This is a genomic window from Burkholderia sp. BCC1972 (assembly GCF_905339605.1).
Classification (GTDB): domain Bacteria; phylum Pseudomonadota; class Gammaproteobacteria; order Burkholderiales; family Burkholderiaceae; genus Burkholderia.
Window position 1 is genome coordinate 252,576 of sequence record NZ_CAJPGH010000004.1, and the last position, 26,189, is coordinate 278,764.

23 protein-coding genes and 1 pseudogene are annotated in these 26,189 nt (G+C 67.8%); 9 read left to right on the plus strand and 15 right to left on the minus strand.

Features of this window, described 5'->3' with window-relative positions:
* Positions 1–27: 27 nt before the first annotated feature.
* Both U5798_RS08805 and U5798_RS08810 read right to left on the minus strand, forming a co-directional pair.
* Positions 28–555 carry a BON domain-containing protein gene (locus U5798_RS08805; protein WP_124450913.1) on the minus strand — a complete coding sequence of 176 codons (528 nt, stop codon included), beginning with the start codon at positions 553–555 and terminating at the stop codon, positions 28–30.
* A 54-nt stretch (positions 556–609) separates the two neighbouring features.
* Positions 610–2,097, minus strand: coding sequence for a sigma-54 interaction domain-containing protein (locus tag U5798_RS08810; protein WP_322081817.1), 1,488 nt, complete (start codon positions 2,095–2,097; stop codon positions 610–612).
* Between the two features lie 316 nt (positions 2,098–2,413).
* Here U5798_RS08810 and U5798_RS08815 point away from each other — a divergent pair, with 316 nt between their 5' ends.
* Both U5798_RS08815 and U5798_RS08820 read left to right on the plus strand, forming a co-directional pair.
* Positions 2,414–3,817 (plus strand): GntP family permease, encoded by a 1,404-nt coding sequence (locus U5798_RS08815; RefSeq protein ID WP_124450909.1) that lies wholly within the window; start codon positions 2,414–2,416, stop codon positions 3,815–3,817.
* Positions 3,818–4,184: 367 nt separating this feature from the next.
* Positions 4,185–4,436: a DUF4148 domain-containing protein gene (locus U5798_RS08820; RefSeq protein ID WP_124450906.1), complete on the plus strand. Its 252-nt coding sequence runs from the start codon at positions 4,185–4,187 to the stop codon at positions 4,434–4,436.
* A 39-nt stretch (positions 4,437–4,475) separates the two neighbouring features.
* On the opposite strand, the gene U5798_RS08825 is transcribed toward U5798_RS08820, so the two are convergent.
* Both U5798_RS08825 and U5798_RS08830 read right to left on the minus strand, forming a co-directional pair.
* Positions 4,476–6,074 carry a thioredoxin family protein gene (locus U5798_RS08825; RefSeq protein ID WP_322081818.1) on the minus strand — a complete coding sequence of 533 codons (1,599 nt, stop codon included), beginning with the start codon at positions 6,072–6,074 and terminating at the stop codon, positions 4,476–4,478.
* A 260-nt stretch (positions 6,075–6,334) separates the two neighbouring features.
* A complete protein-coding gene (locus tag U5798_RS08830) occupies positions 6,335–6,835 on the minus strand; it encodes a GNAT family N-acetyltransferase (protein WP_322081819.1) in 501 nt (166 codons plus the stop codon).
* A gap of 220 nt (positions 6,836–7,055) precedes the next feature.
* On the opposite strand from U5798_RS08830, the pseudogene U5798_RS08835 reads away from it, so the two are divergent.
* The 3 genes and pseudogenes from U5798_RS08835 to U5798_RS08845 form a co-directional block, all read left to right on the plus strand.
* Positions 7,056–7,402, plus strand: a pseudogene (locus U5798_RS08835) (phospholipase domain-containing protein); the annotation flags it as partial.
* Between the two features lie 277 nt (positions 7,403–7,679).
* Positions 7,680–7,949 (plus strand): hypothetical protein, encoded by a 270-nt coding sequence (locus U5798_RS08840; RefSeq protein WP_012493620.1) that lies wholly within the window; start codon positions 7,680–7,682, stop codon positions 7,947–7,949.
* Positions 7,950–8,103: 154 nt separating this feature from the next.
* The gene (locus U5798_RS08845; RefSeq protein WP_322081820.1) at positions 8,104–9,099 is read left to right on the plus strand and encodes a DedA family protein/thiosulfate sulfurtransferase GlpE; all 996 of its coding nucleotides are present in this window, start codon (positions 8,104–8,106) and stop codon (positions 9,097–9,099) included.
* 56 nt (positions 9,100–9,155) lie between these two features.
* Here the strand turns inward: U5798_RS08845 and U5798_RS08850 are convergent, their stop codons facing one another.
* The 7 genes from U5798_RS08850 to U5798_RS08880 form a co-directional block, all read right to left on the minus strand.
* On the minus strand, positions 9,156–10,616 hold the full coding sequence (locus U5798_RS08850) for an OprD family outer membrane porin (RefSeq protein WP_124450898.1): 1,461 nt from the start codon (positions 10,614–10,616) through the stop codon (positions 9,156–9,158).
* Positions 10,617–10,780: 164 nt separating this feature from the next.
* Positions 10,781–11,800 (minus strand): oligopeptide/dipeptide ABC transporter ATP-binding protein, encoded by a 1,020-nt coding sequence (locus tag U5798_RS08855; RefSeq protein ID WP_322081821.1) that lies wholly within the window; start codon positions 11,798–11,800, stop codon positions 10,781–10,783.
* Complete coding sequence (locus tag U5798_RS08860) at positions 11,797–12,789, minus strand: ABC transporter ATP-binding protein (RefSeq protein WP_124450894.1); 993 nt, start codon at positions 12,787–12,789, stop codon at positions 11,797–11,799. The genes U5798_RS08855 and U5798_RS08860 overlap by 4 nt, the downstream gene beginning before the upstream one ends.
* 1 nt (position 12,790) lies before the next feature.
* A complete protein-coding gene (locus U5798_RS08865) occupies positions 12,791–13,693 on the minus strand; it encodes an ABC transporter permease (RefSeq protein WP_124450892.1) in 903 nt (300 codons plus the stop codon).
* A gap of 13 nt (positions 13,694–13,706) precedes the next feature.
* The gene (locus tag U5798_RS08870) at positions 13,707–14,645 is read right to left on the minus strand and encodes an ABC transporter permease subunit (RefSeq protein WP_124450890.1); all 939 of its coding nucleotides are present in this window, start codon (positions 14,643–14,645) and stop codon (positions 13,707–13,709) included.
* Positions 14,646–14,656: 11 nt separating this feature from the next.
* On the minus strand, positions 14,657–16,270 hold the full coding sequence (locus U5798_RS08875) for a peptide ABC transporter substrate-binding protein (RefSeq protein WP_124450888.1): 1,614 nt from the start codon (positions 16,268–16,270) through the stop codon (positions 14,657–14,659).
* 179 nt (positions 16,271–16,449) lie between these two features.
* Positions 16,450–17,028 (minus strand): cupin domain-containing protein, encoded by a 579-nt coding sequence (locus U5798_RS08880; protein WP_322081822.1) that lies wholly within the window; start codon positions 17,026–17,028, stop codon positions 16,450–16,452.
* A 498-nt stretch (positions 17,029–17,526) separates the two neighbouring features.
* Here U5798_RS08880 and U5798_RS08885 point away from each other — a divergent pair, with 498 nt between their 5' ends.
* Both U5798_RS08885 and U5798_RS08890 read left to right on the plus strand, forming a co-directional pair.
* The gene (locus U5798_RS08885; RefSeq protein WP_124450884.1) at positions 17,527–19,047 is read left to right on the plus strand and encodes a peptide MFS transporter; all 1,521 of its coding nucleotides are present in this window, start codon (positions 17,527–17,529) and stop codon (positions 19,045–19,047) included.
* Positions 19,048–19,166: 119 nt separating this feature from the next.
* Complete coding sequence (locus U5798_RS08890) at positions 19,167–19,373, plus strand: hypothetical protein (protein WP_124450882.1); 207 nt, start codon at positions 19,167–19,169, stop codon at positions 19,371–19,373.
* 46 nt (positions 19,374–19,419) lie between these two features.
* Here U5798_RS08890 and U5798_RS08895 read toward each other — a convergent pair whose 3' ends face one another.
* The 3 genes from U5798_RS08895 to U5798_RS08905 form a co-directional block, all read right to left on the minus strand.
* On the minus strand, positions 19,420–20,544 hold the full coding sequence (locus tag U5798_RS08895) for an OpgC domain-containing protein (RefSeq protein ID WP_124450880.1): 1,125 nt from the start codon (positions 20,542–20,544) through the stop codon (positions 19,420–19,422).
* 407 nt (positions 20,545–20,951) lie between these two features.
* Positions 20,952–21,851, minus strand: coding sequence for an EamA family transporter RarD (gene rarD / locus U5798_RS08900; RefSeq protein ID WP_322081823.1), 900 nt, complete (start codon positions 21,849–21,851; stop codon positions 20,952–20,954).
* A gap of 16 nt (positions 21,852–21,867) precedes the next feature.
* A complete protein-coding gene (locus U5798_RS08905; RefSeq protein ID WP_322081824.1) occupies positions 21,868–22,164 on the minus strand; it encodes an acylphosphatase in 297 nt (98 codons plus the stop codon).
* 154 nt (positions 22,165–22,318) lie between these two features.
* Here U5798_RS08905 and hpnA point away from each other — a divergent pair, with 154 nt between their 5' ends.
* Positions 22,319–23,326, plus strand: a complete 1,008-nt coding sequence (hpnA, locus tag U5798_RS08910; protein WP_226223478.1) for a hopanoid-associated sugar epimerase — start codon at positions 22,319–22,321, stop codon at positions 23,324–23,326.
* A 108-nt stretch (positions 23,327–23,434) separates the two neighbouring features.
* Positions 23,435–24,844, plus strand: a complete 1,410-nt coding sequence (locus U5798_RS08915) for a phage tail protein (protein WP_322081825.1) — start codon at positions 23,435–23,437, stop codon at positions 24,842–24,844.
* A gap of 112 nt (positions 24,845–24,956) precedes the next feature.
* Here the strand turns inward: U5798_RS08915 and U5798_RS08920 are convergent, their stop codons facing one another.
* Positions 24,957–26,144, minus strand: coding sequence for a glycosyltransferase (locus tag U5798_RS08920; protein WP_322081826.1), 1,188 nt, complete (start codon positions 26,142–26,144; stop codon positions 24,957–24,959).
* Positions 26,145–26,189 lie beyond the last annotated feature (45 nt).

The following is a 26,189-nucleotide window of genomic DNA, read 5'->3' on the forward strand; positions in this document are numbered from 1 at the left end:
AGTATGCCATGCGCAGCCCTTCCACCGTCAGTTCGGCACCCGGTCCGGTTGCCCGCGCGCCTTGTACGGCAAGCTCCGGCGCGGATCGTCGGTGATGCGAACGAAAACCTGCTCGACGTCCGGCAGTGCCTCAAATTCGCGCTGCAGCGCCTGACGATCGAACGCTGTCTGCGCGCATCCTTCGACGTAGATGAAACGTCGCTGCACGGTGATCCACAGGCTCGTGCCGCGCAGGCGATCCGAGCCGGCGAAGTGCGCTTTCGCGGCATCGGCGATCGACGCGTCATACATATACGAGTTCGGCTTCGTGCAGCGGTGGGCGAGCCAGCAGGTCGTGCCGCGTTCGGCGCGGTAATGCGCGTCGTCCGTCATCTCGGCACGCGTCATCCACGGGCCGAGCGGCAACGGGCATTCGGCCACGTCCCGCGACAGCGCGATGAACGGATCGTTGTACCAGTTGCGCCGCGCCTCGGGCGCGTCGGCGTCGCCGGCTTGCGCGAACGCGGAAGTCGCCAGCAACATGGTCAGCCACCCTGCGATACCGATCCGCCTCATCGTGATCTCCTGTTCGATGCTTCACGTCCGGCCGGATCGGCATCGCCGATCGGCCTACCGGTCGATGCCCAGCGCCGCCAGCTTCTTGTACAGCGTCGCGCGGCCGATCCCGATGCGCGCGGCCGCTTCGACGACCTTCCCGTCACAGGCCGCGAGCGCATCGGTCAGGAACTGGCGCTCCCACGCCGCCAACGCATCGGCATACGAAGCGACCGCCGCACCGGGTACGCTGGATGCATCGCCCGCTCGCGGTTCGACCGGCGTCGCGGCAACCCGCGGCGCAGGAGCCGCGCCGTCCGCCGAGACGCGCACCGGCCCGAGGAACGGTGCGAGCGCACGCGCATCGATCACCGAACGATCCGACAGCATCAGCGCGCGCTCGAGCGTATTGCGCAACTCGCGCACGTTGCCGGGCCACGGATACGCACACAGCATCCGCAACGCGTCGTCGGTCAGTTCACAGTGCGCGGCGCGCCCGTGCTGCGCGGCCAGTTCCTCGAGCGTCGCGTAGACGAGCGCCGCGATGTCGGATGCGCGCTCGCGCAGCGGCGGCGCATGGATCGTCAGCACGTTCAGCCGGTAATAGAGATCCGCGCGAAAGCGCCCGGCCGCGACGAGCGCCGGCAGGTCGGCCGACGTCGCGGCGATGATCCGGACGTCCGCGCGCACGATCCGGTTCGAGCCGACCGGCTCGAACTCCTTGTCCTGCAGCACGCGCAGCAGCTTGCCCTGCAACGGCAGCGGCATGTCGCCGATCTCGTCGAGGAACAGCGTGCCGCGATCGGCCAGCTCGAACTTGCCGATGCGCCCCTTGCGGTCGGCGCCCGTGTACGCGCCGGGCGCCGCGCCGAAGAATTCGGTTTCGAGCAGCGTATCGGGAATCGCGGCGACGTTGACGGTAACGAGCGGCTGAAGCGCACGCGCCGACGCCGCGTGGATCGCGTGCGCGAGCAGCTCCTTGCCGGTGCCCGTCTCGCCGAGCAGCAGCACCGGCGAATCGACCTGCGCGGCGCGCCGTGCCTGACGCTTGGTTTCGAGGCTCGCGGCACTCGTGCCGACGAAACTCGCGAACGTGTATTTCGCGCGGCGCGCCTGCGCGAGCGAACGCTGCGTCGCGATCAGCTGCTGCTGAAGCTGTGCATAGCGGGAAAAGATCGGCGTGAGCGTCTTCAACTGGTCGAACAGCGCGAAGCCGATCGCGCCGACCGTCTCGCCGGCCTCGTTCTTCAGCGGCAGGCGCGTGACGACGAGCGGCTCGCGGCCCGTCTCCATGATGTCGAGCAGGATCGGCTGCCCGGTCGACACGACCTCGCGCATCAGGCTGTTCGGAATCACGGCTTCGCAGTCGAGGCCGACGGCCTGCTGCGGATCGGCAAAGCCGAAGCGTGCCGCGTAACGCTCGTTCATCCATACGACGCGCGCATCGCGATCGACGACCACCGTGCCCGCGCTCGAATCCTCGAAGGTCCGGAACAGCGACTCGGCGGCGCGCCGCAGCACGTCGCCGTAGTTGACGGGCAGGCGGGCCCAGTCGTTCATCATCGTGTCTTCGTCTCCGCGTATTGTCGACCGGATGTCTCCGGAACGAGACGGATTATCTCATTACGGAGACATGCCGCAATACGTTGTCCGGGAATGCCTTGCCCGATTTCACGGGCTGGCCGGACGGCCATATCGTCTCCAGGCGGAGACGTTTTATGTAGAATCGTCAGACATAGGCCGGCGCGGGCCCGCCGGCCTCCGGCGGACCCATGTCCGGCGGCGCAATCCGGCCGATGGCACGAAACCTGCACGAACCTGAGCCGGTCCGCGGCGCGTCGCGCGATCGAACAACAACCAAAGCCATTAGGAGACTCCCTTGTCTTTCGTGATCGTCCTCGCCGCGCTGGCGTTCCTGATGTACGCCGCGTATCGCGGCTACAGCGTGATCCTGTTCGCACCGATCGCCGCGCTCGGCGCGGTGCTCCTGACCGAACCCGCCGCCGTCGCACCGGTCTTCTCCGGCATCTTCATGGAGAAGATGGTCGGCTTCGTCAAACTGTATTTCCCGGTCTTCATGCTCGGCGCCGTGTTCGGCAAGGTGATCGAACTGTCCGGGTTCTCCGAGTCGATCGTCCATGCCGCGATCCGCTACATCGGCCGCTCGCGCGCGAATGCGGTGATCGTCGCGGTGTGTGCATTGCTCACCTATGGCGGCGTCTCGCTGTTCGTCGTGGTGTTCGCGGTCTATCCGTTCGCGGCCGAACTCTATCGCCAGAGCAACATTCCGAAGCGACTGATGCCCGGCGCGATCGCACTCGGCGCGTTCTCGTTCACGATGGATTCGCTGCCCGGCACGCCGCAGATCCAGAACATCATCCCGACCACGTTCTTCAAGACGACTGCGTGGGCCGCGCCCGCGCTCGGCACGATCGGCTCGCTGTTCATCATCGTCGTCGGCCTCTCGTATCTCGAATGGCGCCGCCGTTCGGCCATGGCGAAGGGTGAAGGCTACGGCACGTCGCTCGTCAACGAGCCGGAGCGCGTCGAGGCGACGTCGCTGCCGAATCCCGCGCTGGCGATCCTGCCGCTGATCCTCGTCGGCGTGTCGAACTTCGCGTTCACGAAGCTGATCCCGCAGTGGTACGGCGCCGCGTCGTACACGGTCGCGCCGGACGTGCTGCCGGGCGTGCATACGCCGGTCACGACGTCGATCAAGACCGTCGTCGCGATCTGGTCGGTCGAAGCCGCACTGCTGCTCGGCATCGTGCTGGTCGTGCTGACCGCGTTCAAGCGCGTCAGCGACCGCTTCGCGGCCGGCTCGAAGGCCGCCGTCGGCGGCGCGCTGCTCGCCGCGATGAACACCGCGTCGGAATACGGCTTCGGCGGCGTGATCGCCGCACTGCCGGGCTTCCTCGTCGTCGGCGATGCGCTGAAGAGCATCCCGAACCCGCTCGTCAACGCAGCCGTGTCGGTCAGCTCGCTCGCCGGGATCACGGGTTCCGCGTCGGGCGGCATGAGCATCGCGCTCGCCGCGATGTCGGACCTGTTCATCAAGGGCGCACAGGCCGCCAACATTCCGATGGACGTGCTGCACCGGGTCGTCGCGATGGCCAGCGGCGGCATGGACACGCTGCCGCACAACGGCGCCGTCATCACGCTGCTCGCGGTCACGGGCCTCACGCACCGCGAGTCGTATCGTGACATCTTCGCGGTCACCGTCATCAAGACGCTCGCGGTGTTCTTCGTGATCGCCGTGTACTACGCGACGGGGCTCGTGTAAGTGCCTGCCTGAGGCGGCACTCGTACACCGCCTCCCGCCTCGCCTGCGCGTCAGGATCGGATCGCATGCGAACCGGAACGGATTCCGGAATTCGCATCCGGTCCGATTTCATTTCCCCGCTCGCGAACCTTGTCGAATCCGTACCGCCAGGCGCCTGCGCAGCGCCCGCGATGCCATCCGGCATCCAGCATCCGGCATCCGGCATTCGCCTCCGCCTCCGCGCAACCATTGTTGCCCGCAACAAAACACTGCGTTGGGCGCGATCGCATTTTTCGCGCACGTGCTCCGGCCTACACTGGGTTCAACGTCGCACGGTGCTTCGATGAACGAAGTGCAGCGATTCACCGGAATCCTGGAGGTCCCGATCATGAAGCGCCTGGTCCAAGCCGTTGCCATTGCCCTCGCCATCTCGGCCCCGCTCGCCGCGCAAGCCCAGTCGAACCAGCCGCTGACGCGCGCGCAGGTCCGCGCCGAAGTCAAGGCGCTGAAGGAGGCCGGCTTCCAGTCGAGCGACTGGTTCTACCCCGCCAGCATCGTTTCCGCCGAAGCGAAAATCGCCCGCCAGCACGACGCCGGATACGGCAGCGATCGCGGCGCGTCGTCGGAGTCGGGCCAGTAATCCCGCGTCCGGCCCGCTCGACGACGCATCGCTGCGCCGTTACGCCTTCACGGGCTGGATCAGCTTGGCGCACGCCGCTGCCTGCGGATCGCCTGCAGGCAGTTTTCCGCATACGCCGTCGAACTGCTTGACGACCGACTTGACCGACGCATCGTGCGCGCCGCTGCCGCGCCAGCGGTTCAGCTGCGTGACGACCTTGGTCAACGCGCGCAGGTTCGCGCCGTAGAACGCGTCGCGGGTCTTGTCGGCCTGCGCGAGCACACTCGCGGCAATGCCTTCGATACGTGCCGAATCGTCCGGCGCCAGCTGGACCGCATTCGCAAAGTAGGTGGCACCCCAGCGCAGCTTCGTCGCCGGCCCGCTCGCCGCGTCGTATGCCTTGCGATACCAGTCGAGCGCGGCGGCTTTGTCGCCGCGCGCCTTCGCATTCGCGGCCAGCCCCGACATGAAGTAATACGGCGTGGACGAACGCGGCAGCTCTGCCTTCAGCAACGCATCCGACTCGTCGTACAGCCCCGCGTCGGTCAGCGTGTCCGCGCCTTCGCTGACGAGCGCCTGCCGCTCGTACGCGTTCGCCGCTTGCTGCACCGATGCGGCGATTTGCTTGCGCGCGGTATCGGCCAGCGCCGGCGCAGCGAGCGGCGCGCCCTTGGTCGCGTCGCCGTGCGCGAGCAGCACGCGGCCGTGCAATGCCATCAGCCGGTCGATCGACGACAGCGTCGTGTCGGTCGACAGGCGCGAGAGTGCAGCGTCATACGCGCCGCGCAGCGTCGCACGCTGTGCGTCGTCGCTGCCGAGATACGCGACCACGCGCGCGGGCGCCGCGACCAGCACGTCCGAATCGGCCCGCGACAGCGCCCGATCGTGCAACACGGTACGCAGCGAATCGGCGAGCGCCGCCTTGTCGAGCGCACCGGCCTGCGCCGGATCGGCCGACGCGGCGACCACCGCCGACTTCAACGCGAAGCGTGCCGCCTCGGCCTTCGCGCCGGCCGCCCGCGCACGTTGCGCGAGCGACTGCAGCGTCTCGGCGACGCGGTCGGCTGGCACCGGCAGTGCGCCATCCGTATCCCACGAATAGTCGGCCAGCAGGCGCCATTCGTCCGGCGTCAGCGACGCGCCGTTCTTCAGCGCCATCGCCAGCGTCTGCCGCACCGGATGCGCGGCCGTCATCCCGAGCGACAGCGCCTGCATGTAGCGGTCGAGATCGGCTTCGCCCGGCAGCCGCGTCACCTCGGTGCCGTCGGGGCGGAACAGGATCATCGTCGGATAGCCGTGCACCTTGAAACGCTCGCCGAGCTTCTGCGCGCTTTCGGTATCGCCGTCGAGATACACGGGCACGAAGAACGACGAGCGCGTCTTGAAGGCCTGCTGGCTGAAGATCGTCGACTTCACCTGGTTGCACGACGGACACCACACCGCGCCCCAGTACAGCAGCAGCGGCTTGCCGGTGCGCTTCGCGAGCGCGAACGCGGCGTCGACGTCGCCGTGCTGCCACGCGATGCCGGGCGGCAGGTGCGCACCGTCGGGCGAGGCACTCGCCAGCGGGGCGGCGGCGGGCGTGGCGGCGGCAAACGCCGCACCTGCGGCGGCAGCGAACAGGCAGGCGGCAGTCAGATTCCGGAGAACGGTTTTCATCGAAGCGGGTTCCGTTGAAGGAGGCGGTTGCGGGACAGTGCGGCGCGCGAAACAACGGCCGGGAAGCGATGACGATGAGGCTGGCCAGCGTGCGACGCCGCGCATGCATCGAGTCGGAACAACGAACGCCGGCCGAAGCGGCCGGCAAATCATTCAACGATACGACGGGTACAGACGGTGGAAAACGAACGAATTCTCGAATGAATATGACGTGCGCTATCGCGGCCGCATGTGCCGTCGCGTGCGCGTCTGCAGGCCTTTCACTGCCGTGCCTTGACCCGCGCCATGTGATACACGGACGCGTGCACGCCGTCGCGCAACGCGTAGCCCGGCGATTCGCCTTCGATCCGGAAACCGTGCTTCTCGTAGAGCGCGATCGCCGCCCGGTTGTCGGTGAATACGGTCAGCTCGAGGCGTGTGAGGTTCAGCCAGTTTTCCGCGAGGTCGATCGCGGCCGCGAGCAGCCGGCTGCCGATGCCGCGCCCGTGACGGGCCGCATCGACCATCATGCCGAGCCCTGCTGCATGGCGCCGGCGCGGATTCGGCTCGAATTGCAGGCCGAGATGGCCGACGACCGTGCCGTCGATTTCGGCGACGAGGCTCACGCCGCGCTCATGCACGTTCTCGATCCGCTTCTGCCATTTTTCGAGCGACGGAAACGGATACTGCAACGTATTGCTGTATACCGCTGGATGCGCGGCGATGTGCCGGATCGCGTCGACGTCGTGCGTCTCGCTGTGCCGGATCGTGATGTCGGTCATGGGTGGGCCGGTTCCGAAAAATCGCGCTGAAGGCGCGGACTGCGCATGGGCGCAGCAACGTGTCGAGCTTATCCGATTTCACGCATTTGAAACATGGGCGTCACGCGCTCGCGCATCACGTTGCACCCGCAACGAACGTGGCAAGGAGATTCGAACGGAATCCGGACGATGGCCGCTGCCTTCGCGCGACACCGCGTGTCGAACGCGATGCGCGCACCTCCTCCAACTGCGGCCGCGCAACGACGGCGGCGGCGACGGCACGGTGCGAAGTCGATCCCGGTCTACGGCCCGCTCGCCGGCAACCGCGGCAACGACGATCATGGTCATGGCCACGGCAACGAGGACGGCAACAGCCTGGGTCGCGGCCACGGTACCGGTCCCACGTGGACCGTCACGGCACGCGCCGGCGACCGGGCCGAGCTGCACCGGAAACGCGACTCGACCGGCCACTGATACGACTTCATCGTCACCGCCGACAGCGACGCGAGCTTCTCGCGCCGCGTGGCCGGCGCGTCGAAACCGGCCGCCACTCGGTCGGCGCCGGCGATGGGTCTCGCCGACCGCTTCCGACGGCACCGCGGCGACACGCTTCGCCTCGCGTGTCGCCACCCGCGCCGGTGCAACCGCGCACGCCGCTCACGCGCCGGCCGCGACTGTGGCCGATCCGGCTGAAACGCCCGCCCGGCGCGGCTCAAACATCAGAAGGATCGGTGGTGCAGCCCTCATTTCACCGCACGAAAATGCTCCGTACCGCGGCCCGTTCGCGTTAAACTGCGTCAAGCTGTAGTCAACAAAGACATCTTTGCCTTTACGGCATCCACGACACGATACGAGGATAGGTTCGATGCGCACTACCGGCTCATCCGGGGCAATGACCCTGCTCACCGAACACGACCCGGCCGACGGCCGCGAACTGCGCTCGCTCCGGCTGGAAGCAACGGGCGACGGCAAAAGCGTGCTGCTGATCGAGATCGACGAACGCAAACCCGGCATCCACCGCGAGGTCCGCTACGAGATCACGCCGGCCGAACTGATCGCGGCGATCCGCTCGCACGGCGCCGAGCTGCCCGGCGAAAACCACGGTGCCGCGTCGCTCGCCCGTACCCCCTCCTGATCCCGATCGGTGAGCCGCGCGCAGCGCGCCGGCTCACCGGTATCCCCCTGCCGCCGTCAGGCGCTTTGCGTCATTCCCGCCGTTGTCTTGAAAAAGGCCGATAATCGGCCCATCTGCGTTTCCTGCCCACGCGTCTCCTTTTCGGCCAGCCGTCATGCTCCTACGTGACCTCGTCGCCCAGTACGGGCCGCTTCTCGTGTTCGCCAACGTGCTCGCGGCGGCCATCGGCCTGCCGGTGCCCGCGATGCCGACGCTCGTGCTGTTCGGCGCGATGTCCGCGATGCACCCGGCGATGATCGGGTCGCAGCTCGTGACGGTGGTGGCGCTGTCGGTGCTCGGCGCGCTGATCGGCGACACCGTCTGGTACGTCGCGGGGCGCCGTTACGGCGGCACGACGCTGAAGACGATCTGCCGGCTGTCGCTGTCGCGCGATACCTGCGTGCGCAAGACCGAGCGCTTCTTCGGCCGCTACGGCGTGCGCGTGCTCGCGGTCGCACGCTTCATTCCGGGCTTGTCGCTGGTGTCGGTGCCGATGGCCGGCGCGCTCGGCACGCGCTATCGCACGTTCGCCGGCTACGACGCGCTCGGCGCCGCGCTGTGGACCATCGTCGGGCTGATCGCCGGCCTCGTGTTCTACCGTCAGATCGACTGGCTGTTCGCCGGCGCGAGCCATCTCGGCCGCGCGGTGCTGCTGGTCATCGTCGCGCTGCTGGCGATCTATGCGGCCGTGCGCTGGATGCGCCGCCGCGCGCTGATCCGCCAGCTCGCGAACGCGCGGATCGGTGTCGACGAACTCGACGTGCTGCTGCGCGACACCGCCGCGCCGGTGGTGCTCGACGTGCGCTCGCCCGAGCACCGCAAGCTCGACCCGTTCACGATTCCCGGTGCGCAATTCGCCGACGAGCGGCAGATCGGCGACATCGTCGCGCGCTATCCGCTGTCGCAGAAGTTCGTCGTGTATTGCTCGTGCCCGAATGAAGTGACGGCCGCGCTGATGGCGAAGCGCCTGCTCGACGCAGGCTTCACCGATGCGCTCGCGCTGCGCGGCGGCCTCGACGCCTGGCGCGATACGGGCCGCCAGCTCACGTCGCTCGTGGAAGAGATGCCCGCCGCGAACGATCCCGTCGCGGGGCTGCACAAGCCGGCCTGACCGAACTGCGGGCCCGGCCGGCTGCGCGATGCGGGGGAACCGGTGTCCCCCTTCGTTCAGAACGCGTGCAGCGGCAGGTTCACGACCAGGCGGTACTCGCGGTTCGTCGCGTCCGAGTAGTGAGCCGAACCGTTGTGCCACATCGCGATGAACGTGACCTTCGTGTCCTTCAGCTTGCCGCTCTGGAACGTGTACGACGGGATGAAGCCGAACTCGTGGTGACGGCCCTGCACCGGCGCGCCGTTGGCCCAGTAGATGCTCGACTTGCTCGGGTCGTTGGCCGCGCCCGCGCTGCCGTCCGCACCCCAGCCCGTCACGCCCCAGACCATCGCCTTGAAGCCCGGCAGGCCCGCTTCCTTGCCGTAGAACGTGTAACGCAGCTGCAGCGACTTTTCGTGCGGCGCGTTGTAGTCGACGTCCATCGAGTTGGTCAGGAAGATGCCGTTCGTTTCGTTCAGGTAGTCGAAGAACTGGTCGCCGAGCACCTGCTGGAAGCCGAGCAGCAGCTCGTGCGGGCCGTGCTGTGCGGCCACCGACAGGCTGTAGGCGTTGTTGTCGATCTTGCCCTGCCGCGCGTCGCCCGTGTCGTGCGTCGAGTAGACGTTGCCGAAGCCGGTCCACTTGATCGTCTGCGGGCTGCCGATGCTGTGCTTCACCGACGCGTAGTACTGGTGCCACACGTCGTCGGCCTGGTTCGCGTACAGCGCGACTTCGCCGTTCGGCGAGTAGTCCCACGTGCCGCCGACATACGTCAGGCGATCGATGCGCGTGCCGCCGTACTGCGTCGTCAGGTTGGTGAGCGTCGTGTGACCGCGCGCGTCGGTCTTCGTGAAGCTGCCGGCCTCGAGCATCACGTTCTTGAATTCATTGCTGACGATCGTCGCACCGAGGAACGTCGGCGGCAGCGCACGGTTGTCGTGCTGCTCCATGAACGGGTTGTCGACGGCCTGCAGACCGTACTTGACCACCGTGTTCGAGATCCGCGCCTTGATGTCGTAGATGCCGGGGTATGCCCACGCGAGCTGGTTGCCGCCGCCGCCGCCCTTCGCGATGTGCACCATGCTGCCGGCACCCTGGCCGCCGTCGAGCTTCAGTGCCGCATACAGCGATGCGTCGAAGCCGATGCCGATCAGGCCCGTCGTAAAGCCCGACTCGAAGTTCGCCATCGCGCCCTGGACCCACGCGTGGCGATGCGGCCCGCCCTTGCTGTCGAGCACGTCCGAGTAGTTGCGGAACAGGAAGTTGAGATGGCTGTCGGCAATGAAGCCGTTCGACTTCGACTGCGCCGACGGCTCGTCCGGCGGCGTGACGGCCTGGTTCGCTTCGGCGTTGATGATGGCGTTCGGGGTCGATGCCTGCGCAACGGTCGCGGCCGGTGCGGCCTGCGCGACCGTCAGCGGCGCGGGTGCCGCGTCGTCGGCGTGCGCCACGCCCGTCAGCGAGACGCCGGCGAGTGCCGGCAGTCCCCATGCAAGCAGCATCTTCGATGCCGTCCCGATCGTCTTCTGTTTTTTCATCGTCATTCTCGTCTTGTTTGATATCCGTCCACGCCGGTCGCGATCCGCTCCCGGCCCCCCGGCACGCCCGGCTAAGGACGCGCCTGTACCCGCGACGCGAAGATCATTCGCGCCGCCACTGCCCCTGTTGACCTGCCTGGTTTTATTTGCCGAGTTACTTCACATCACGCCGCGCCCGCGCGGATACACGCGACACGTGCAGCCGACCCCTGCCGCACTTCCGGCAGCGGCACGTCCTGCGCGCACGCGTCGATCGCGACCGGGCAGCGCGTGCGGAACGCGCAGCCGGACGGCGGGTTGAGCGGCGAGGGCATCTCGCCCGCCAGCAGCATCGGACGGCGAGCACGCTCGCGCGCCGGCTCCGGCGTCGGCGCCGCATCGAGCAGCGCCTTCGTGTACGGGTGCTGCGGCACGCCGTACACGTCATGCCGCGTGCCGAACTCCATCACGCGGCCGAGATACATCACGAGCACACGCTGGCTGATCGCCTTCACCACGGCGAGATCGTGTGCAACGAACAGATAGGACAACGACAGGTCGCGCTGCAGGTCGCGCAGCAGGTTCACGATCTGCGCCTGGATCGACACGTCGAGCGCCGACACCGGTTCGTCGCAGATCACGAGCTTCGGCTCGCCGATCAGTGCACGTGCGATACCGACGCGCTGGCACTGCCCGCCGGAAAATTCATGGGGATAACGCAGCAGGTGATGCGCGTTCAGGCCGACGCGTTCGAGCATCGTGACCACGCGGCGGCGCACTTCGGTACGGCCGAGGCCGGCCTGGTGCGTGACGATCGGCTCGGCCACGACCTGTTCGATCGTCATGCGCGGGTCGAGCGACGCGAGCGGATCCTGGAAGATCATCTGCACTTCGCGCCGCATCGCGTTGCCGCGCAGGTGATCGGGCGCGACGGCTTCGCCGCGCCATTTCACCGAGCCGGCCGTCATCGGCACGAGGCCGATCAGCGCGCGCGCAAGCGTCGACTTCCCGCAGCCCGATTCGCCGACGAGCCCGACCGTCTCGCCGCGCTTCACGTCGAACGAGACACCGTCGACCGCGCGCAGCGTGCCCTTCGGCGACCACGGATAGCCGCCGAGCGGCACGCGGAAATGCACCTTCAGATTGTCGACGGACAGCAGCGTGTCGTCCGTCGCGCCGGCATCGCGGTGTTCATTGACGCTCATCGCAGACCTCCCGTCAGATCGGCCACCGGGCGGTGGCATGCGCGCACCGCGCCCACGGCGCCATAGGTTTCGAGCGCGGGGCGCGCCGTGCCGCAGCGTTCTTCCGCATACGTGCAGCGCTTCGCGAACGCGCAGCCGGCCGGCGCGGTGCCGGGCATCGGCGGATTGCCGGGAATCGCGACGAGCGGCGCGTCGTCGGCGTCGGTCAGGCGCGGCAGCGCATTGAGCAGGCCGATCGTGTACGGATGCGACGGCGCCGCGAAGATCGATTCGGCCGGCGCGTATTCGACGGTGCGCCCCGAGTACATGACCATCACGTCGTCCGCGAGGCCGGCGACCACGCCCATGTCGTGCGTGATCAGCACGATCGCGGTGCCGCGCTCGCGGTTCAGTTCGCGCAGCAGGTCGATGATCTGCGCCTGCACGGTCACGTCGAGCGCGGTGGTCGGCTCGTCGGCGATCAGGATTTCCGGCTCGGACAGCAGCGCCATCGCGATCATCACGCGCTGGCGCATGCCGCCCGAGAACTCGTGCGGATACATGCGGATGCGCCGCGCCGCGTCGGGAATGCGCACCGATTCGAGCGCCTCGATCGCGCGCTTCGTCGCTTCCTTGCGCGACAGCTTGCGATGCAGTTGCAGCGTCTCGGTCATCTGCCGCTCGATCGTCAGGAACGGATTGAGCGACGTCATCGGATCCTGGAAGATCATCGCGATCCGGTCGCCGCGCACCGCGTTCAGCGCGCGCGTGTCCATGTCGAGCAGGTTGTCGCCGCGATAGCGCGCGGCGCCGGTCGTCGTGCCGTTGCCGGCCAGCAGGCCGAGCAGCGCCATCACGGTCTGGCTCTTGCCCGAACCCGATTCGCCGACGATGCCGAGCGTCTTGCCGGCTTCGAGCGAGAACGACACGCCGCTCACGGCGTCGATCGGCGGTGCATCCTTGCGCGTGAAGCGCACGCCGAGATTTTCTACTTCGAGTAGTGCAGCCATCTCAACGATCCTTCGGGTCAAGCGCATCCCGCAGGCCGTCGCCGACGAAATTCACGCAGTAAAGCGTCACGCAAAGCATCACGGCCGGGGCCAGCAGCAGCCACGGCATCGATTCCAGTTTCTGCGCGCCGTCCTGGATCAGCACGCCCCAGCTCGTCATCGGCTCCTGCACGCCGAGGCCGAGGAACGACAGCACCGATTCGGTCAGCACGATGCCCGGCACCGAGACCGTCGCGTACACGACGACCACGCCGAGCAGGTTCGGCACGACATGGCGCCGCACGATCGTGGCCGGCGTCACGCCGATCGCGCGCGCCGCATCGACGAACTCGCGGTTGCGCAGCGACAGCGTCTGGCCGCGCACGACGCGCGCCATGTCGATCCACGAGAACGCGCTGATGGTCAGCACGACCAGCATGAACGAGCGGCCGAACAGGGTCATCATCAGGATCGCGATCAGCAGGTACGGGATCGCGTACATCATGTCGACGACGCGCATCATCACGGAGTCGACGCGGCCGCCCGCGAAGCCCGCGGTCGCGCCCCACGCGACGCCGAACAGGCCGGACACGAGCGTGCCGAGCACGCCGACCTCGATCGACACGCGGCCGCCGATCAGCGTGCGCACGAGCAGGTCGCGGCCAAGCTCGTCGGTGCCGAACCAGTGCTGGTTCGCCCAGGTCGGCGGCAGGCTGATCGCGCCCCAGTCGCTCGCGGCGGGATCGGCCGCAAGCAGCCACGGGCCGACGAAGCAGGCGAGCGTGACCAGCGCCAGCAGCACGAGGCTGAACACGGCCGCGCGGTTGTGAAGGAAGCGCGCCATCGCGAGCGCGAGCGGCGAGCGCGAACGGGGCGGCGAATCGGTCTGCACGGGCAGGCCGACGACGGGAGTAGTCGGAGTCATCGCGGTGCCTCGCTCAATAACGGATGCGCGGATCGAGCCACGCATACGCGAGGTCGACCAGCAGGTTGAACAGCACGGCGCAGACGGTGGTCAGGACGACGAGGCCGAGCACCAGCGTGTAGTCGCGGTTGATGGCGCCGTTCACGACGAGCTGCCCGAGGCCCGGCAGCGCGAACACCGACTCGGTGACGACGGCCGCCGTGATCGACGAGATGCAGACCGTGCCGAACAGCGACACGACCGGCATCAGCGCGGGCTTGAGCGCATGGCGCAGCACGATCGTCGAGCCCGGCAGGCCCTTGGCGCGCGCGGTGCGGATGTAGTTGCTCGACAGCGTCTCGATCATCGAGCCGCGCATCACGCGCGCGAGCAGCGACATGTTGATGAAGGTCAGCAGCACGATCGGCAGCAGCCGGTACTGCCAGCCGCCGTCGCCCCAGCCGCCTGCCGGCAGCCAGCCGTTGCCGGCCGACGTCTTCAGCAGGATCGCGAAGATCCACACGAGCACGGGGCCGAGCACGAACGGCGGCACGACGTTGCCGACGTTGCCGATCAGCATCACGACGCGGTCGATGAAGCTGTCGCGGCGCACCGCCGCGACGGTGCCGAGCAGCACGCCGAGCCCGATCGAGATCGGGATCGACACGCCGCCCACGCCGAGGCTCACGGGCAGCGCCTTCTTCACGAGGTCGTTCACCGACCAGTCGACGTAGCGGAACGACGGACCGAGATCGCCATGCAGCAGCGAATCGAGGTACATCAGGTACTGCTTCCACAGCGGCTGGTCGAGGTGGTACTTCGCGTTCAGGTTCGCGAGCGTCGCGGCGGACAACTGCTTTTCCGTATCGAACGGACCGCCGGGCGTGAAGTGCAGCAGCAGGTAGCAGACGGTGACGACCGCGAGGATCGTCGGCACCGCCCACAACGTGCGCCTCAATGCGTAGGCCAGCATGATCGCTCCGCTCAGTGCTTGATCAGGTACATGTCCTGCGAAGCACGCATGTCGATCACGTTCTTCAGGGAGTAGCCGCCCACATAGGGCTTCACGAGACGATCGGCCGAGTACTGGAACAGCGGCACCATCGGCGTGTCGCTCAGCGCCAGGTCGTGCGCCTGCGTGAGCAGCGCGGCGCGTGCCTTGTCGTCGAGCTTCTGGTTGCCTTCGTCGACGAGCGCGTCGGCCTGCTTGTTGCAGTAGCCGACGGTGTTCTGCGCGCTGCCGCAGCGCAGCAGGTCGAAGAACGTCATCGCGTCGTTGTAGTCGGCGAACCAGCCGTCACGGGCGATCTGCACCTTGCCGTCATGACGCTCCTTCATCAGCACCTTGAACTCGACGTTCTCGAGCTTCGTATTGATGCCGAGCTTGGTGCGCCATTCCGACGCGGCGAACAGCGCGACCTTCTTGTGCAGGTCGTTGGTGTTGTACGTCAGCGTGAACGACAGCGGCTTCGCATCCGAGTAGCCGGCCTGCTTCAGCAGGTTCTTCGCGGTCTCGACGCGCTTGGCCATCGGCCACGACGCCCAATCCGGCGTGAACGGCTGCACGCCCTTCGTGCCGTTCGGCATCAGGCCGTACATCGGCTTCTCGCCGGCCTGCGTGAGCCGTTGCGTCAGCACGTCGCGATCGAGCACCATCGACAGCGCCTGGCGCACGCGCTTGTCCTTCAGTGCCGGATCGCTGTTGTTCAGGTAGTAGTAATAGGTCGCGAGCTGCAGGCCCTGGCGCAGTTCGCCGCCGAACTGCTTGCTGACCTGCTGGAAGATCCCCGACGGGATCGAGTAGCTGTAGTCGATCTGGCCGGCCTGGTACATGCGCAACGCCGTCTCGTCGCTCTCGATCGGCAGGTACGTGACCTTGTTGATCACGACCTTCGGCGCGTTCCAGTACTTCGCATCCTTCGAGATCACGATGCGGTTGTTCGGCTGCCAGTCGACGAGCTGGTATGCGCCGTTGCTGACGATGTTGCCCGGGCGCGTCCATGCGTCGCCGAGCTTCGTCACCGTGTCCTTGTTCACCGGCGCGAGCGGCACCATGGCCGTCAGTTCCGGGAAGAATGCGACCGGCACGTCGGTCGTCACTTCCAGCGTGTACGGATCGACGGCGCGCACGCCGAGCGTCGACGGCGCGGCCTTGCCCGCGATGATGTCCTTCGAGTTCTTCACGAACTCGACGAGGATCGTGTACTTCGAGCCCGTCTTCGGATCGACGAGGCGCTGCCACGAATAGACGAAATCGGCGGCCGTCACCGGCTGGCCGTTGCTCCACTTCGCGTCATGGCGAAGCTTGAAGATCCATGTTTGCGGCGTCTTGCGCTCCCACGACAGCGCGACGCCCGGCACGACCTGGCCGGCCGCATCGATGCGGGCCAGCCCTTCGAACAGGTCGAGGCCGATCGTGTTGCCGGTCCACGATTCGATGTGCGCGGGGTCGAGCGACTCGATTTCGGCGGGCACCTGTCGCGTCAGGTCCTGTTGGGGAGCGAGCGCGACGTTCGACGGGACGGTAACGGCGTGGGCAACAGGCGTCGTCAGGGCGAGCGCGGCCAGCACGGCCGACATGGCATGCAAGGATTTCATCGTGGCAGTCTTGAGAAGGTTTGTTCGGTGAGCGTCGCGCGGCGGATGCCGCGGCTTACGCGTGAGACGCTGACGGGTGCAGCGATTGAGGAGGCCCGTGATTCTCGTGTAGCATTTTAGTATTCCTTACGTTTCTTTCGACAGGCATCCCGTCTTGGAAACGAAGGAATACCTGTGCGTTAGAACAGCCTAGGTGTACCTACCCAGACCACCACCGACTCGACTTTCGCGGTGTTGACCCAACTGTGCGGCACCGTCGACTGATAATGCGAACTGTCGCCGGCCTGCAGGACGAACGTCTTGCCTTCCAGCGTCAGCGACACTTCCCCTTCAATCACATACAGGAATTCCTCTCCTGCATGTGTCGTCACCTCGGACCGCTTCTGCCCCGGCGGCATCCTCACGAGGATCGCCTCCAGCTGGCGCCCTTCGGACACGTTCGTCAGCCTTGCGAACAGGTTCGCCGAATCGGCAAACCCGAAGAAGCGCAGCTGATCGCCTCGGCAGACCGAGCGTTCCTCGCTCGGCGTATCCACGAAGTACTGCACCGTCACACCGAGCGCGTGCGCAATACCCGCCAGCGACGTCAGTGACGGCGACGCGAGCCCGCGCTCGACTTGAGACAGAAACGGCTTCGAAATCCCGGCGGCGGTAGCGGTGTCGTCGAGCGTGCGCTTCAGACGTTGGCGCAACGCGCGAATCTTGTTGCCAAGCGCGACAGCGTCTGCCGATCGCGAGTTTTCAGTGGGGGGAACCATAGCAGGCCGAAAAGTGGTCGTCAAAAAATGTTTGATGGAAAGTAACTAAGTTAATTGGAGATAGCTTAATCTTCGGGTTCGCACACGCCTTCGGCATTGAGCCCGGTGCACTAAACAGGGCCCGAAGCGAGCGAAACGACGCGCTATCTTGCCAGACTCGCAGGCTTCACAGGCAAGCTGCAAGCGGCTCTCCGGGAATCTGCGGAGAACGGGCGCGAAGCTTACAAATAAATGATGAGACGAATGTTCCTGAAAGCTGCTGCCATATCGGGAGTTTCCCTAAGTGGCGCGGACCCGACGCACCGGACCGGCAAACGTTACCATTCGCGCGCCGGTCGGGGTCGCGCCCCGCCTTCCGGCGCGGCGTCCCACCCCGGCCCGGGCTAACCGCCCGACTGCTCCATCGCCGACGCAAAGCCTACCCGGCCACAGTGCTCCGGCGCCAGTTCGACCCCCAAGACGACGCGCGATCCGTGCCGTCCGTTTCAACCGAGATTGATGATGCATTCACCTGTTTCACAAACCCGATCGTTCACGACGGTCTTCCTCATCGAAATGTGGGAGCGCTTCGGCTATTACGGCATGGCCGCGCTCCTGGTCCTCTTCATGGTCGACCGGCTCGGTTTCACCGACAGCCATGCGAACCTGACCTGGGGTGCGTTCACCGCGCTCGTCTATGCGGCACCGTCGATCGGCGGCTGGATCGGCGACAAGGTGCTCGGCGCCCGTCGCACGATGATCATCGGCGCGTCCGTGCTGTGCGCCGGCTACCTGATGCTCGCGGTACCGAACGACCACCTGGCGTACATGTATGCGTCGCTCGGCGTGATCGTCGTCGGCAACGGCCTGTTCAAGGCCAACGCGGCGAACCTCGTGCGCCGCATCTACGAAGGCGACGACGCGCGCATCGACAGCGCGTTCACGATCTACTACATGGCGGTCAACATCGGCTCGACGGTGTCGATGCTCGCGACGCCGTGGATCAAGGATCACTGGGGCTGGCACACCGCGTTCGCGGTCTGCTGCGGCGGCATGCTGCTCGCGATCCTCAACTTCATGCTGATGCATCGCACGCTCGCACACGTCGGCTCGCAGCCGGACGACGAACCGATCCGCTGGAAGCGCCTCGGCGCGGTGGCGCTGGGCGGCGTCGGGCTCGCGCTGGTCACGCTGTACGTGCTGCAGCACAAGCAGCTCGCCGTGGCCAGCGTGTGGACGGCCGCGTTCGCGATCCTCGCGATCTTCGCCTACATGATCGCGAAGTCGGAGCGCTCGGAGCGCGCGGGCCTGATCGCGGCACTCGTGCTGATCGGCCAGGTGATCCTGTTCTTCATCTTCTACGTGCAGATGTCGACGTCGCTGACGCTGTTCGCGCTGCGCAACGTCGATCCGCGCTTCATGCTGTTCGGCACGACGCTGTTCACGTGGAGCGCCGCGCAGTTCCAGGCGCTGAACCCGATCTGGATCATGCTGCTGAGCCCGGTGCTCGTGTGGATCTACAACGCCGTCGCGAAGGGCGGCCGCGACCTGCCGGTCGCCGCAAAGTACGCGCTCGGCTTCGGTGCGGTGGCCGCAGGCTACCTGGTGTTCACGATCAGCGGCCGCTATGCGGTGGACGGCCGCGTGTCGTCGTGGTTCATGGTGTGGGGCTACGGCCTCTACTCGCTCGGCGAACTGCTGGTGAGCGGCCTCGGCCTCGCGATGATCGCCCGCTATGTGCCGGCGCGCATGAGCGGCTTCATGATGGGTGCGTATTTCGTCGCGACGGGCGTGTCGCAGTATCTGGGCAGCGTCGTCGCGAACTTCGCGCAGATGCCGTCGCACGAGCTGCCGGCCACCGAATCGCTGCCGCTCTACCTGTCGCTGTTCGAGAAGCTCGGCTGGCTCGCCGCGATCGGCATGGTGCTCGCCCTGCTGCTGCTGCCGCTGATGAACCGCCTGTCGCGCCAGCATCAGCGCTGCGTGGAAGAGCGTCGCGAAGAAACGCTGCAGGCGCAGGGCGTCGCCGCGATCCAGTAAGTACTATCCCTTGGCGTGCGGCCTGCACGCCACATTCTCCCGCCAGGCACGCGAACGCGTCCTACACTGGTTGCAGGACGCGCATCCGCTTCCCGCGATGCGCCTGGCGGGAGAAACCCATGAAAAGCAAGACCACGCGGCTGCTGAGAATACTGTCGGACATCCGGCACGCTCAGCGCTGCACCGCGATGCGCGCCGCCCGGGCCGCAGCCGAAGCCGACGCGGTACTCGCGGAACGCGACGATCCCGCGCAGGACGAACGCGACGACACCGAACCCGACGACGCAACCGTCGTGCCCCGCTCCCGTATCGACTCACCTCACTGACGCCGCGCGGCGCATGCCGTGCCGCACGCGCCACCTCCCGCGCCGCCTACGCGGCCGCACTGCGCCACCGCGCGATCCACGTTCCCGAACCGGCCACGGCCATCATCAGCCCGAGCGCGCACGCGTCGGCCACGAGGCCCACGCCGACCTGCCGCAGGTCGGCGCTGCGCACGACCGGATGCAGCAGCGAATCGATGACGAGCGAAATCGCCGCGCCTGCCACGAAGCAGATCAGCCCGCGCTGGCCGACCGCCACGACGGGCCGCACACCCTGTGCGATCCGCGCGATCCAGCCGAAGCGCACGCAATCGGCCATCAGCCATGCGACGGCCGCGAAGCTCACGACGCGCGGCAGCGCGAGGTCGCGCTTGAACACGCCTTCCGGCAGCGGCAACCCCGAGAACAGCTTGTAGCTCGCGCAACCGAGCACGACCGCGCACGCGAGCCCGGTCGCCGCCGCGCCCCAGCGCCCGAGCGCGACGTGCCGGTAAAACGGCTGGCAGCGCGCCAGCACGCCGGCGACGAACATCAGCTGCCAGGCGAACGGGTTGAAGCTCCAGCGAAAGCCGTCGGTGTCCAGCAGCTCGGGGCCGAGCCAGCCGGCCGCGATCCACGATGCGACGCTGAACGCGACGAGCAGCCACGGATGGCGGCGTGCGAACGGCACGAGCACCGGTGACGCGAGCGCGAACAGCACGTACATCGGCAGCACCGACGCGAGATACGGCTGGCGCTGGAACGTCAGCAATTCGGCCAGGCCCGTGAGCGGCGACGCAAGCATCACGCTGACGTCGTCGAGCGAGAGGTTCGGCGCATCGATCCCGTAGTGGTCGAGCACGGCCGACACGACCAGCATCAGCGTCGACGTCGCGAGAAACGCGCGGTAGATCTGCATCGCGCGGCGCACGAACCGCGCCTGCGCCGCGCGCGCGCCGTGCCGCTCGGCGATCGCGCCGTACGCGCTCGCGGTCGCGAAGCCGCCGAGAAACACGAACACCTCGGCCGCATCGCACAGCGCGAACGCGTGCAGCGTCACGCGCGACAGCACGCTCGCGCCGATGTGATCGACGACGATCATCAACAGCACGAGCCCGCGGAAGAAGTCGATTTCGATCAGGCGGCCGCTGCGTGGCGGCTGGACCGTGGCGGGAGGCGGCGGGCTCAACGACATGAGCGCACCTGCACGACGGCGGTGCGGCACGCACCGGGGAAGGGATCGGAAAGGAGAAGGCGAGCGCGATCAGCGGCGATGCGCGTATGCTCGCATCGCGCCAACCCGGCTGGCCAGGCACGGAGATGACCGTTCATTGAAAAGCTGCATACGAAGGGAAGTCGTTCAGACCAGTCTAATGGCCGATCAGGGGAGACCCTAAGTAACAAAGTGCAACCGAATCTTCTCTTCGATTACACGCGCGAGCCTTGTGGGGCAAGGCGGTCGGCGTCGCCAGATTCACGTCAGCGCGACGCCAGTTCGCGGTCAGCATCGTCGCATTCGACCGCCGAACGATTCCCGTTCGATCGTCGATCGATCGGCGAGGCGCGGCACGTTCCGTGCGGCCCCGGCATCGCGATCGACGCTTATCCGCGTGCGGGCAGACGCCGCATCAGCATTGCGCTGTGCCACGCAGTGAGCGCGACGGCGACCCAGATCGGCCCGTACGTCGCGAGCTTCGCGACGCTCAGCGTCTCGCCGAGCAGCAGCAGCGACACCGCGACGAGCAGCACGGGTTCGACGTAGCCGAGGATCCCGAACAGTGCCATCGGCAGCATCCGGCTCGCCTTCAGGTAGCTCGCGAGCGCGAGCGTGCTGAGGATGCCGAGCCCCGGCAGCAGCACCGCCCACAGCACCGGATGCGTTGCGACGCGAGTCGTGCTCGTCGCGACCATCGCGAACGCGACCGGGCCCAGCAGCGCGATCTCGATCGCGAACGCGGCCAGCGAATCGGCGTTGATCCGCCGGCGCAGCACGAAATACGGCGGATAGCCGAGCGCGACGACGAGTGTCGGCCACGCGAACGCGCGCGTCGCCCACACTTCGTGCGCGACGCCGAGCGCGGCGCACGCGACCGCCGCCCATTGCAGCGGGTCGAGCCGTTCGTGATAGTAGAAGCGGCCGACGATCACCATCGTCAGCGGCAGCAGGAAATAGCCGAGCGACACTTCGAGCATGCGGCCGTGCAGCGGCGCCCACAGGAACAGCCACAGCTGCACGCCGAGCAGCGCCGCGCTCACCGGAAGCGCGATCAGCAGGCGCCAGTCGCGCGCGGTGCGCCGCGCGAGCTCGACGAGCGACGGCCAGCGGCCGCGCAGTGCGATCAGCGCGAATGCGCCCGGTGCGGTCCACAATACGCGCCACGCGAAGATGTCGAGCCCCGTGAGCGGCGCGAGCAGTTTCGCGTAAGCCGACATCAGCGCGAACAGCGTCGACGCCATCACCGACAGCATGAGGCCGCGCCCGGCTTCCGGATACCCCGTCATGATTGTTGTGTGCCTCTTACTGCTGCTGGAAACGCTCGAAGCGTCTTGCGGTCTGGCGTTCCTCGAACGTCACCTCGGTCACGCGCGCGGCCGGCGGCCCGTGACGCAGCCATGCGAGCATCCGGTCGATCTGCGCGCCGGGGCCCTGGATCATCGCCTCGACGGTGCCGTCCTCGAGATTCGCGACCCAGCCGCGCAGTTTCAGCGCATGCGCCTCGCGCACCGTCGCATGACGGAAACCGACGCCCTGCACGACGCCGCGCACCCGCACATAGTAGGTCTCGATCCGTTCGTCCAGTTCATTGCGGCTCATCGCGTCGCCCTCCCGTTGCATTCAAGCCCGGCATTGTAGTCGCGTCGGCCGCTTCGCACACGCGCCGGCCAGGCGTCGCCGCGCGCGCCGACCACGTACAATCTCGCCGATGCCCAACCGCCGCGCCGCCCGCGCGCGGCCCTGAAGGAAACGCATGACTGATACCTCCCGCGATCTCGTTCTCGTCACCGGCGCGTCCGGTTTCGTCGGCTCGGCCGTCGCACGCATTGCGCAGCAGAAAGGCTATGCGGTGCGCGTGCTCGTGCGCCCGACCAGCCTGCGCACGAACGTCGCGGATCTCGATGCCGAGATCGTCACCGGCGACATGCGCGACGAGGCGTCGATGCGCGCCGCGCTGCGCGGCGTGCGCTACCTGCTGCACGTCGCGGCCGACTACCGGCTGTGGGCGCCCGATCCCGACGAAATCGAGCGCGCGAACCTCGAGGGGGCCGTCGCGACGATGCGCGCGGCCCGCGCGGAGGGCGTCGAGCGGATCGTCTACACGAGCAGCGTCGCGACGCTGAAGGTGACAAGCGCCGGCGACCCGTCCGACGAGAACCGGCCGCTCACGGCCGAGCAGGCGATCGGCGTGTACAAGCGCAGCAAGGTGCTCGCGGAGCGCGCGGTCGAGCGGATGATCGCCGACGAAGGGCTGCCGGCCGTGATCGTCAATCCGTCGACGCCGATCGGCCCGCGCGACGTGAAGCCGACGCCGACCGGCCGCATCATCGTCGAAGCCGCGCTCGGCAAGATTCCCGCGTTCGTCGATACGGGGCTCAACCTCGTGCACGTCGACGACGTCGCGCACGGCCACTTCCTCGCGCTCGAGCGCGGCCGGATCGGCGAGCGCTACATCCTCGGCGGCGAGAACCTGCCGCTGCAGCAGATGCTCGCCGACATCGCGCAGATGACGGGCCGCAAGGCGCCGACGATCGCGCTGCCGCGCTGGCCGCTGTACCCGCTCGCGGTCGGCGCCGAAGCGGTCGCGAAGTTCACGAAGAAGGAACCGTTCGTCACCGTGGACGGGCTGCGGATGTCGAAGAACAAGATGTATTTCACGTCCGCGAAGGCCGAGCGCGAGCTCGGCTACCGTGCGCGTCCATACCGCGAAGGGCTGCGCGATGCGCTCGACTGGTTCGGCTCGGCGGGCTACCTGAAGTAACACAAAGCGGCGCGCCTCGCGCCGCTTTGCGCATTTTGTTACACGTCCCGCGCGGACCGGCACCGGCGCAGCGGTTAAAATCGCGGGTCTTACGCAGAGAAGACACGCATGAACCTGAACGATCAGATCGCTTCGCTCGCCACGGGCGTCGATCAGCTCCTCCACGATCACCACGCCGCCCAGCAGGCGGCACGCAGCGCGGAAGCCTTCGCGCGCGCCGCCGCGGCGGAAGCCCAGGCCGCGGCCGAGCGTCACGCCGCCGCGGAAACCGAGGCGCAGGCTGCCGCGCAGCGCCACACGGCCGCTGCTGCCGACGCCGAAGCCGCGCAGCAACGCCACGCCGCCGCGACCGCCACCGCCGAAGCTGCCGCCCAACGTCACACCGATGCCGCCGCGCAAGCCGAGGCGGCCGTGCAGCGCCATGCGGAAGCCACCGCGCTGACCGAAGCGCTCGCGCAGCGTCACGCGGATGCCGAAGCCGCGTCGCAGCGCCACGCGGCCGCGATCGCCGAAGCCGAGGCCGCCGCGCAGCGTCATCACGCCGCCGCGACCGAAGCCGATGCGGCCGCACAACGCCATGCGGCCGCGACGGTCGAAGCCGAAGCCGCCGCGAAGCGCCACGTGGAAGCGACGACCGAGGCCGAAGCTGCCGCACGACGCCATACGGCTGCGATCGCCGAGGCCGAAGCACTCGCGCAGCGTCACGCGCAGGCGATCGCCGAAGCCGAGGCTGCCGCGCAGCGTCACGCCGAAGCGGCCGCCGAGGCCGAAGCCGTCACGCAGCGCCACGCGGCAGCGATCGCGCAGGCCGAAGCCGCCGCGCAACGTCACGCGCAGGCGACCGCCGAGGCCGAGGCCGTCACGCAGCGCCATACCGAAGCGATCGCGCAGGCCGAAGCGGCCGCGCAGCACCACGCGAAGGCCATCGCCGACGCGGAGGCGCTGGTCGAGGCCGTCGTCAAGGAAGCCGCGACGCACGCGGTTGCCGCCCCGGCCGTTGCGGCCGCTGCGGCCGAAGACGTCGAAGCGGCACCGGCGGATACGCCGGCGGCTGAACCGGTCGCGAGCGCAGTTGCAGCGCTTGAGGCAGAAACGGCCGACGTTACCGCTGCGGCTGCAGCCGGTACTGCGATCGTCCCGGCGGCGCAAGCCGAACCCGCGGTCGAAGTCGAGGCCGCGCCCGCCCCGGCCGACAAGGCGACGCTGCACGTCGCGCGCCCGTCCCAGAACGAACTCACGCTGACCGTCAACGGCCAGTCGATCACGCTGCATCCGGAGCAACTGGGCCAGCTGATCGAGGAGCTCGCGCACGCACGCGCGTCGATGCAGCCGGAGCCGCCGCCCGGCATCCCGGCCGGCTGGCGTTTCGTGACGACGAAGAACCCGATGATGGCCGTGCAGAAGCAGTCGAACGGCGACCGCCTGCTGGTCGCGCGCCACACCGGCTACGGCTGGGTGCCGTTCACGTTCTCGCCGGACGTCGTGGTCCAGATGTACATGATGCTGACCCAGCGGTAAGCACGCGCACCGTCGGCGGCCCCGCCGAAAACGACACAGCCCGACCGGTTCGCACCGATCGGGCTGTTTGCTTTCGGGCTGCCGGGAGACGTACCTCCCGGGCAATCAATACTCAGCGATCCACCGGCGCCTGCACGCGCGCCTTCCACTGGCCGCCCTTGCCGCGCCAGTAGCGCCACGCCGAAGCGAACGTCGCGCCCACGTAGAAGAGCGCGACGAGCGGCAGCGCGGGCGCCCACAGCGGCGAGCGACGGTAGTAGCGCAGCATCGGCGCATACGCGGCGCACATCGACGCCCACGCGAGCCAGGCCGGCCATGCACGCGCGCCGTACGCGAGCGCCGCGACGGGCGGCACGAGGTAGATGATCGTCATCCCGAGCAGCGTGCCGGCCAGCAGCAGCGGCGAATAGTGCAGCTGCGTGAACGCGGTGCGCGCGATCATGTTCCAGATGTCGCGCCAGCTGTCGTACGGGCGCAGCGACACGCTGCGGTCGGCGAGGTCGAGCCGGATCGGATGGCGGCCGCTGCCGCGATGCTTGATCTGCGCGGCCAGGCTGCAATCGTCGATCAGCGCGCCGCGGATCGACTCGATGCCGCCCGCTTCCTCGAGCGCCGTGCGCTTCACGAGCATGCAGCCGCCGGCGGCGCCGGCCGTGCGGTTGCGCGGGTTGTTGATCCACGAGAACGGGTACAGCTTCGCGAAGAAGAACACGAACGCCGGGATCAGCGCCTTTTCCCAGAACGAATCGCAACGCAGCCGCACCATCAGCGACACGAGATCGCGGTTCTCGGCCTGCGCGCGCGTGACCAGCTGCGCGACGGCGTCGGGCGGATGGCCGATGTCGGCATCCGTCAGCAGCAGGTAGTCGGCCGGCAGGCCGAGCGTCTGCACCGCGGCGATCCCCTGCGACTGCGCCCACACCTTGCCCGACCAGCCGGCCGGCAGCGGCTTCGCGCCCAGCACCGTCAGCCGGTCGGCGCGGTTGATCGCGAGCGCGGCCGCGCGGGCCGCATCGGCGGTGCCGTCGTCGCTGTGGTCGTCGACGATGATCAGATGAAATTCGCCCGGGTAGTCCTGCTCGAGCAGCGAAGTCGCCGCGCGGGCGATCACGTCGGCTTCGTTACGCGCCGGCACGACCGCGACGACGGCCGGCCAGCCGGCCTCGGCCGCCGCCCCGCGTGCCTCGGGCGGCAGCGGCCGCGCGGGCTGCGCACGCCAGAAGCCGCCGCGCGCGACGAGCAGCACGAGCCAGATCACCAGCGACAGGCCGGACCCCAGGAAAGCGATCACCAGCATCATCGGCATGCCTCCTGCCGGGTGCCGGCTCGCCCGGGCTTAATTGGG

Excerpts from the sequence above, each read along its gene's own strand:
- U5798_RS08905 (WP_322081824.1), bottom strand. The coding sequence starts at position 22,164 with ATGAGCCGCAATGAACTGGACGAACGGATCGAGACCTACTATGTGCGG.
- U5798_RS08805 (WP_124450913.1), bottom strand. The coding sequence starts at position 555 with ATGAGGCGGATCGGTATCGCAGGGTGGCTGACCATGTTGCTGGCGACT.
- U5798_RS08880 (WP_322081822.1), bottom strand. The coding sequence starts at position 17,028 with ATGGTTCCCCCCACTGAAAACTCGCGATCGGCAGACGCTGTCGCGCTT.
- U5798_RS08825 (WP_322081818.1), bottom strand. The coding sequence starts at position 6,074 with ATGAAAACCGTTCTCCGGAATCTGACTGCCGCCTGCCTGTTCGCTGCC.
- U5798_RS08885 (WP_124450884.1), top strand. The coding sequence starts at position 17,527 with ATGATGCATTCACCTGTTTCACAAACCCGATCGTTCACGACGGTCTTC.
- U5798_RS08915 (WP_322081825.1), top strand. The coding sequence starts at position 23,435 with ATGAACCTGAACGATCAGATCGCTTCGCTCGCCACGGGCGTCGATCAG.
- U5798_RS08855 (WP_322081821.1), bottom strand. The coding sequence starts at position 11,800 with ATGAGCGTCAATGAACACCGCGATGCCGGCGCGACGGACGACACGCTG.
- U5798_RS08920 (WP_322081826.1), bottom strand. The coding sequence starts at position 26,144 with ATGATGCTGGTGATCGCTTTCCTGGGGTCCGGCCTGTCGCTGGTGATC.
- U5798_RS08870 (WP_124450890.1), bottom strand. The coding sequence starts at position 14,645 with ATGCTGGCCTACGCATTGAGGCGCACGTTGTGGGCGGTGCCGACGATC.
- hpnA (WP_226223478.1), top strand. The coding sequence starts at position 22,319 with ATGACTGATACCTCCCGCGATCTCGTTCTCGTCACCGGCGCGTCCGGT.
- U5798_RS08890 (WP_124450882.1), top strand. The coding sequence starts at position 19,167 with ATGAAAAGCAAGACCACGCGGCTGCTGAGAATACTGTCGGACATCCGG.
- U5798_RS08845 (WP_322081820.1), top strand. The coding sequence starts at position 8,104 with ATGCTCCTACGTGACCTCGTCGCCCAGTACGGGCCGCTTCTCGTGTTC.
- U5798_RS08875 (WP_124450888.1), bottom strand. The coding sequence starts at position 16,270 with ATGAAATCCTTGCATGCCATGTCGGCCGTGCTGGCCGCGCTCGCCCTG.
- U5798_RS08860 (WP_124450894.1), bottom strand. The coding sequence starts at position 12,789 with ATGGCTGCACTACTCGAAGTAGAAAATCTCGGCGTGCGCTTCACGCGC.
- U5798_RS08840 (WP_012493620.1), top strand. The coding sequence starts at position 7,680 with ATGCGCACTACCGGCTCATCCGGGGCAATGACCCTGCTCACCGAACAC.
- U5798_RS08810 (WP_322081817.1), bottom strand. The coding sequence starts at position 2,097 with ATGATGAACGACTGGGCCCGCCTGCCCGTCAACTACGGCGACGTGCTG.
- U5798_RS08850 (WP_124450898.1), bottom strand. The coding sequence starts at position 10,616 with ATGAAAAAACAGAAGACGATCGGGACGGCATCGAAGATGCTGCTTGCA.
- rarD (WP_322081823.1), bottom strand. The coding sequence starts at position 21,851 with ATGACGGGGTATCCGGAAGCCGGGCGCGGCCTCATGCTGTCGGTGATG.
- U5798_RS08865 (WP_124450892.1), bottom strand. The coding sequence starts at position 13,693 with ATGACTCCGACTACTCCCGTCGTCGGCCTGCCCGTGCAGACCGATTCG.
- U5798_RS08820 (WP_124450906.1), top strand. The coding sequence starts at position 4,185 with ATGAAGCGCCTGGTCCAAGCCGTTGCCATTGCCCTCGCCATCTCGGCC.
- U5798_RS08830 (WP_322081819.1), bottom strand. The coding sequence starts at position 6,835 with ATGACCGACATCACGATCCGGCACAGCGAGACGCACGACGTCGACGCG.
- U5798_RS08895 (WP_124450880.1), bottom strand. The coding sequence starts at position 20,544 with ATGTCGTTGAGCCCGCCGCCTCCCGCCACGGTCCAGCCGCCACGCAGC.